Consider the following 6958-nt stretch of genomic DNA (forward strand, 5'->3'; position numbering starts at 1 on the left):
CCGCACGCCAAGACGACGGCCGCCCCGACACAAGCCGCCTGGCCACCGACCTCGACGTCACCATCCTCGAACCCGATCCCGACCTGCCCACCGTCTCGCACGACGATCGGCACACACCGACCGCCGACCGGCACAGACAGCGCGTCCTGGACCTCCTTCACGCAGAACCCGACCGTCAGTGGCACACCCGCGACCTCGCCCGCCACCTCGGCGACATCACCCTCAGCACGATGTACCGACAACTCGACAGATGGCCCGTAAACGGACTCATCACCAAGACCGGCCCCGCCACCTACAACAGCCCGAGAACTCGCCCAACCCTCTTGCCACCAGCGGAAATACGTTAACTACCCGGCCTTGGGTCAAGGCCCCACCTGAGCCTGTCCCGCAACACCGTCCAGGCCCGGGTGGCCAAAATGGAGCAGGGCGGCGCGCTGGGCTCCTTCGAACGCCGGATCACCCCGAACGCCCTGGGCCACCCGCTCACCGCGTTCGTCACCGCGCAGGTCAATCAGCACCGGCTGGCCGAGGTGTCCGAGGCACTGGCGGGCATCGCCGAAGTCGTGGAGGTCTTCGGCCTCAGCGACGAGACGGATCTGCTCGTACGGGTGGTCGCCGCCGACGCGGACGACCTGTACCGGATCGCGGGGCAGATCCTCGCCATTCCCGGCATCGAGCGCACGACGACGGCCCTGGCCATGCGCGAACTGGTGCCGCCCTGCCTCACCCCGCTGCTCCTTCGCCGAGCCGAGGGCAGGTAAAGCCGCGTCGCCGCCGGGGATCCGTCTACCTGGGCAGGTCATCACCGATCTGTTCGATCAGGTGCGCGAGGAAGGCCCGCACCGCCGCGGGCAGCGCGCGCCGCGCCATCGACTGGATCTGCATGCTCCGGCGGCTCAGCTCCGGATTGCGGATGGGAACGATCGCCAGATGGTCGGCGCCGAGCCGCCGCACCGTCAGCGGACCGACCAGGGTGACCCCACCGCGTAGCTGCGCGAAACTCTGCAGCGCACCGGAGTAGTTGCTGACGAGCGCGGGTTCGAAGTTCAGCCCTTCCAGCGCGACGCAGACGTCGAACAGCTGCCGGATCGTGGTCCCCTCGTCCATCAGCGCGAGCGGGTACTCCAGCAGGTCCGCGAGCTCGACGTGCTCCCGGTGCGCCAGCGGGTGATCGTCGGGCATCAGCGCGTAGATCGGCTGCTGCTGCGAATACTCGACCTTGATTCCCCCTTCCGGCCCGAGGCTATAAGTGACGGCCAGGTCCGCCGTGCCGTCTATCACCTGTCGCGTGGCCGCCGCCGGACCGGTGACATTCATCCGGAACCGCACCCCCGGATGCTTTTCCCGAAATGCGGTGATAGCCGCCGGCAGGAAATCGCGCGCGAAACCCTCGCTACTCGCGAGTTTGACGGTACTGCGGTGCAGGGCCTCGACGCCGTGCACGTCGGCGAGCACCTGATCGGCCTCGAGCGCACTGCGCCGGACGTAGGCGGCGAGAATCTCGCCCGCCTCCGACAGCACCATCCCCCGAGGCTGGCGCTCGAACAGCGGGGCCCCCACGTCCTGCTCCAGCTTCGCGATCTGCCGGCTGATCGCCGACGTGGCCACGTGCAGGCGCTCCGAGGCCTCGCTGATCGAACCGGTGCGCGCGACCTCGAGGAAGTAACGCAGCGACGTGGGCAGGAGAGGCATTCTGAGAATGTACTGCAGCGCGGAGCGGGGCCGTCGAAGGCGGTGACGGGGAAGCGACCCACCGTAGCCGTAGCCGTAGTCGTTGCCGTAGCCGTTGCCGCCAGGGCAATACACCTTTCGAAAACGCGCAATTGCTCCCTCTATCGCCTCCCTATCGCCGCTCCGTAAACTCTGCGCACCGGCCGGATGCATTGTAAATTGCACGTTTCCGATGTTAAGGGTAATGATGACCCGTGCTGCCGTGATCGATCGTGCCACCGAATACTACGATTCCGGAGAATTCCTCGCCGACCTCGGCCGCCGGGTCGCGTTCGCGACCGAAAGCCAGGACCGGGCGCGGGCGCGGGACTTGCGTTCCTACCTCACCGACGAGCTGGCCCCGGCGCTCACCGGACGACTGGGCTGCGAGGCGCGCGTCGTCGACAACCCCGCCGGTGACCACCCGCTGCTCGTGGCGGTCCGGCACGAGGACGATGCGCTGCCCACGGTGCTGGTCTACGGCCACGGCGACGTCGTGCTCGGCGAGCCGGAGCGGTGGCGGACCGGCCTCGATCCGTGGCAGGTCGTGGTCGAGGGCGACCGTTGGTACGGCCGCGGCACCGCCGATAACAAGGGCCAGCACACCATCAACTTCGCGGCACTCGAGCAGGTGCTCCGCGTGCGCGGCCGGCTCGGCTTCAACCTCAAGGTGCTGGTCGAGACCGGGGAGGAGTCCGGCTCGCCGGGCCTGCGCACGGTCTGCGCCCAGTTGCGGGACGAGCTCGCCGCCGACGTGCTGATCGCGTCCGACGGGCCGCGCGTGGCCGCGGAGCGTCCGACGCTGTTCCTCGGTTCACGCGGCTCCACCCCGTTCACACTGCGGGTCGACCTGCGCGAGGGCTCGTACCACTCCGGCAACTGGGGCGGTCTGCTGCGCAATCCGGCGACCGTGCTGGCGGGCGCGCTCGCCACCCTCGTCGACGGGCGGGGCCGCATCCTCGTGCCCAGTCTGCGGCCGCGGGAGATCCCCGGGAACGTCCGGGAAGCCCTGCGCGACATCCCGGTCGGCAGCGGACCGGACGATCCGCCCGTCGACGAGGGATGGGGCGAACCCGGTCTCACCCCGGCCGAGCGCCTCGTCGGCTGGAACAGCGTCGAGGTGCTGTCGCTCGCCGCCGGCAACCCGGACAACCCGGTCAATGCCATTCCCGGCAGCGCACACGCGCACTGCCAGCTCCGGTCCGTGGTCGGCACCGAAGTCGACAAGCTCGGCGTCATCCTCCGCAAGCACCTGGACGAGCAGGGATTTCCCATGGTCGACGTCGAGGTCGGCCCGACCATGCCGCCGACCCGGACGGATCCGGACGACCCCTGGGTGCGCTGGGCACTCGGCTCGATCAGCCGGACCACCGGCACGGAACCCGCGCTGCTGCCGAACCTCGGCGGCAGCCTTCCCAACGACGCGTTCGCCAACGAGCTCGGGTTGTGCACACTCTGGATCCCGCACTCCTACCCCGCCTGCGCCCAGCACGCCCCGGACGAGCACCTGCTGGCCCCCGTGGCGCGGGAGAGCCTGCGCATCATGGCCGGCGTGTTCTGGGACCTCGGCGAGGACTCTCCCGTGAGGAGTCACCCATGACCGCACCCACACAGACAGTCGCCCCCGAAGCACCGGTGAAGGTGCACCGCGTCATCATCGCCGCGTCCATCGGGAACGCGCTGGAATGGTTCGACATCCTCGTCTACGGCTTCTTCGCCGCGACGATCTCGAAACAGTTCTTCCCCACCGCCGACGAGACCGTGTCGCTGCTGCTGACGCTCGGCACGTTCGCGGTGGCCTATGTGGTCCGTCCGCTGGGGGCACTCGTGCTCGGCGGGTATGCCGACCGTGCCGGGCGCAAGCGTGCGCTCATGGTGTCGATCCGGCTCATGATGGTCGCGACGCTGCTCATCGCGATCATGCCGCCGTACGCGAAGATCGGGCTCGTCGCGCCGATCGCGATCCTGCTCGCCCGGCTCGTCCAGGGCTTCTCCGCGGGCGGGGAGTTCGGCAGCGCCACCGCGTTCCTCGTCGAGCACATGCCCGAGAAACGCGGCTTCATGGCCAGCTGGCAGTTCGCGAGCCAGGGCTTCGCGACGCTGCTCGCGTCGGCGTTCGGCACGGTGCTCACGGCCACGCTGTCCGACGCGCAGCTGGAGTCGTGGGGGTGGCGCATCCCCTTCTTCTTCGGTCTGCTGATCGGCCCGGTCGGCTACTACATCCGGCGTTACGTCGGCGAGGCCGGTGAGTTCGTCGAGACCGCGGACCAGGAGCGCGCGCCGGTGAAGGAGACGTTCCGTACTCAGAAGGACCGCATGTTCGTGGCCATGGGCGCGCTCGCCGTGTCCACCGCGATCAGCTACTTCATCACCTACATGCCCACCTTCGCGGTGAAGGAGCTGGACCTGCCGGCGTCGACCGGATTCGCGTCCACCCTGGTCACCGGGATCGTGCTGACCGGCCTGACTCCCGTGGTGGGTCACCTGTCGGACCGGTTCGGCCGCACCCGTATCATGCTGATCTTCGCGATGCTGATCCTCGCGCTGGTGTACCCGAGCCTCGCGTTCCTGGTCGCCGCCCCGGGCTTCGGGGTGATACTCGGCGTGATGTTCCTGATCGGCGTGTTGAAGGCCGGTTACTTCGCGCCACTGCCCGCGATGATGGCGGAGCTGTTCCCGGTCACCAACCGGGCCACCGGCCTGGCGGTGAGCTACAACATCGCCGTGATGCTGTTCGGCGGCACGACGCCGCTGATCATCGTCTGGCTCGTCGACGTGACCGGCAGCAAGCTCGCGCCGACCTTCTACCTGATGTTCCTGGCCGTGCTCAGCCTGTCCTGCGTGGCGTTCGCGCGGCGCAGGCTCGACATCCACTGATCGGAGAGATCCCTTGTCCCTCAACGACTTCGACCGCTACCCGCTGCTGTTCGGCCCGTCGCCGGTGCACCGCCTGGAACGCCTGACCACGCACCTGGGCGGCGCGGAGATCTGGGCCAAGCGCGAGGACTGCAACTCCGGCATCGCCTACGGCGGCAACAAGACCCGCAAGCTGGAATACCTCGTGGCCGATGCCCTGGCGCAGGGCTGCGACACGCTCGTGTCGATCGGCGGCGTGCAGTCCAACCACACCCGCCAGGTCGCGGCGGTCGCGGCCCGGGCGGGGCTCAAGTGCGTGCTGATCCAGGAGAGCTGGGTCGACTGGCCGGACGCGGTGTACGACAAGGTCGGCAACATCCTGCTGTCCCGGCTCGCCGGAGCGGACGTGCGGCTGGTGAAGGCCGGGTTCGGCATCGGGTTCAAGGAGAGCTGGGAGCAGGCGATCGCGGAGATCGAGGCGGCGGGCGGCAAGCCGTACGCGATCCCCGCCGGCGCCTCGGACCACCGGCTCGGCGGGCTGGGCTTCGCGAACTGGGCGTTCGAGGTGGCGGAGCAGGAAAAGCAGCTCGGGGTCTTCTTCGACACCATCGTGGTGTGCGCGGTCACCGGCAGCACCCAGGCCGGCATGATCGCCGGATTCGCCGCGCTGGGCGGGCGGCCGCGGCGGATCCTCGGCATCGACGCCTCGGCCAAGCCGAAGGAGACCTGGGACCAGGTGGCGCGGATCGCGCGCGGGACCGCGTCGCTCATCGGCCTGGACCGGGAGCTCACGCACGACGAGATCCTGCTCGACGAGCGCTACCACGCGGGCACCTACGGCATCCCGGACGAGTCCACCCTGGACGCGATGCGGCTGGCCGCGCGGACCGAGGGCATGGTCACCGACCCGGTGTACGAGGGCAAGTCCATGGCGGCCCTCATCGACCTCGTCGCCCGGGGCGAGATCGCCAAGGACGCCAAGGTGCTCTACGCCCACCTCGGCGGGCAGCCGGCGCTGAACGGCTACAGCGCCCTGTTCGGGTAGAACCGGCGGCGCCGGGGCGGGCACCCCGCGCCCGGGCCGCCCGCCCTCGATCACGCGCGCTTCAGTCGGTGATGTACCACTTGCCCTTGATGTATTCCAGGGTGCTGGTCCCGAGGTCGCTTTCGGAGAAGGTGGCGGAGGACCTGACCGACTCCGCCGGCATGTCGACCTTGTCGGGCGTTCGCACGACGACGCGCTCCGGGTCGACTGTCGCGGTCTGCAGAGCTTTCTTCTGCGTGGGCGAGATCATCTGGAACGTGATGACAAACGTTGACGTACACGGACCGAACCCCTGGTCCTCCGCCTGCTTCGCCGCGGGCCCGGCGATCTCGCAGACGGTGTCGATGTCCTCCCGCCCCACGGCGTGGAGGTACTGCTCGTACCGCCGGATCGCCCCCTCCTTCGTCCTGGGCGCGGTCTGGCCCCCGGGCTCCCCGGGCTGTCCCCCGGGCGAATCCGTCGGCGGCTTGTCGGCGGACCCACAACGGTCGTCGGTGAAGAAGCCGGGCAGTTGACGTTTCGGGTACGGGCCCATCGGCCCGTTGAAGCCGTTCACGTGTTCCTGCGAACCCCACCACCCGGCGTACCCCCACCAGGGCTCGCGGTCGGCGGGGCGGGCACGGTTCCACGTGTGCCACTCGGGGCCGTCCTTCGACGTCCGGTCGAACGTGGCACTCACCCGGTGGTATCCGGCAGTCGGGTAGGAGCCGTGGGAACCACGCGCCGAGTACACCGTCGGATGCCCGTCCTGCGGATTCAGGTCCGACCACTTCACGCTGCATGGATCGCCGCCGTGCTTCGCGAACGTCACCGCCTCCGGCTTGGCGTCGCGCAATTGAACCGCGACGCGCTCCCAGTCACCCTCGTGCCTGTTGCCCGGTGTCAGTTTGTTGTACGCGTAGAAGAACCAGTACACGTAAGCCGCTCGCGCCGGGTCGGTCTTGTGCTTGTGGTACTCCCCAGTAGACCGGCGCGTCGGAGCCTTCCCCCCTCCGCACCTCCTTCGGCGGGTCGAGGTAGAACCCGGCACCGACATCGGTCGTGGCGTGCTCCTGCCCTCCGTGTCCGGGGCAGGACACCGGCTTTGAGAGGACGTTCCGGTTGAAGACGGGATAGTTCATGGGTTGTGCCAAGTTATAGATGTTTCGCCGGTTGCTCGTTTCGCGAGGTTGGAGATCATCGCAATGCGGATCATGCTCTCGGAGTGCGCCGGTTTGGTCTCGTAGTCGCGGGCGAGGCGACGGTGCATCATGATCCATCCGAAACTTCGCTCGACGACCCAGCGCCGCGGGATCACGGAGAAGCCCGGGAGCCGCCCGAGGGGGAGCGAGTCGCGCCGTCCCGGCC

At 68.8% G+C, this 6958-nt stretch carries 7 protein-coding genes and 1 pseudogene; 5 read left to right on the forward strand and 3 right to left on the reverse strand.

The annotated features are described in order from the left end of the window. Both ACFXB5_RS38665 and ACFXB5_RS38670 read left to right on the forward strand, forming a co-directional pair. Positions 1-347 (forward strand): annotated as a pseudogene (locus ACFXB5_RS38665) (hypothetical protein); the annotation flags it as partial. 69 nt (positions 348-416) lie between these two features. Then, on the forward strand, positions 417-761 hold the full coding sequence (locus ACFXB5_RS38670) for an Lrp/AsnC family transcriptional regulator (protein WP_385217417.1): 345 nt from the start codon (positions 417-419) through the stop codon (positions 759-761). 25 nt (positions 762-786) lie between these two features. On the opposite strand, the gene ACFXB5_RS38675 is transcribed toward ACFXB5_RS38670, so the two are convergent. Continuing rightward, complete coding sequence (locus ACFXB5_RS38675; protein WP_385217357.1) at positions 787-1692, reverse strand: LysR family transcriptional regulator; 906 nt, start codon at positions 1690-1692, stop codon at positions 787-789. 226 nt (positions 1693-1918) lie between these two features. On the opposite strand from ACFXB5_RS38675, the gene ACFXB5_RS38680 reads away from it, so the two are divergent. The 3 genes from ACFXB5_RS38680 to ACFXB5_RS38690 are packed head-to-tail and all read left to right on the forward strand — an operon-like array spanning position 1919 to position 5611. Further along, positions 1919-3310 (forward strand): M20 family metallopeptidase, encoded by a 1392-nt coding sequence (locus tag ACFXB5_RS38680; RefSeq protein WP_385217420.1) that lies wholly within the window; start codon positions 1919-1921, stop codon positions 3308-3310. Continuing rightward, the gene (locus tag ACFXB5_RS38685; protein WP_385217360.1) at positions 3307-4587 is read left to right on the forward strand and encodes an MFS transporter; all 1281 of its coding nucleotides are present in this window, start codon (positions 3307-3309) and stop codon (positions 4585-4587) included. The genes ACFXB5_RS38680 and ACFXB5_RS38685 overlap by 4 nt, the downstream gene beginning before the upstream one ends. Positions 4588-4600: 13 nt before the next feature. Next, entirely contained in the window at positions 4601-5611 is a 1011-nt protein-coding gene (locus ACFXB5_RS38690) for a 1-aminocyclopropane-1-carboxylate deaminase (protein WP_385217362.1), read from the forward strand. Between the two features lie 61 nt (positions 5612-5672). Here the strand turns inward: ACFXB5_RS38690 and ACFXB5_RS38695 are convergent, their stop codons facing one another. Together ACFXB5_RS38695 and ACFXB5_RS38700 are read right to left on the reverse strand one after the other, a co-directional pair. Continuing rightward, complete coding sequence (locus tag ACFXB5_RS38695) at positions 5673-6527, reverse strand: hypothetical protein (protein WP_385217364.1); 855 nt, start codon at positions 6525-6527, stop codon at positions 5673-5675. A gap of 201 nt (positions 6528-6728) precedes the next feature. Then, the coding region (locus ACFXB5_RS38700) for a transposase (protein ID WP_385217367.1) at positions 6729-6958 on the reverse strand (230 nt) is incomplete at its 5' end.

It is taken from the genome of Streptomyces sp. NPDC059455 (genome assembly GCF_042750115.1).
Classification (GTDB): Bacteria; Actinomycetota; Actinomycetes; order Streptomycetales; family Streptomycetaceae; genus Streptomyces; species Streptomyces endocoffeicus.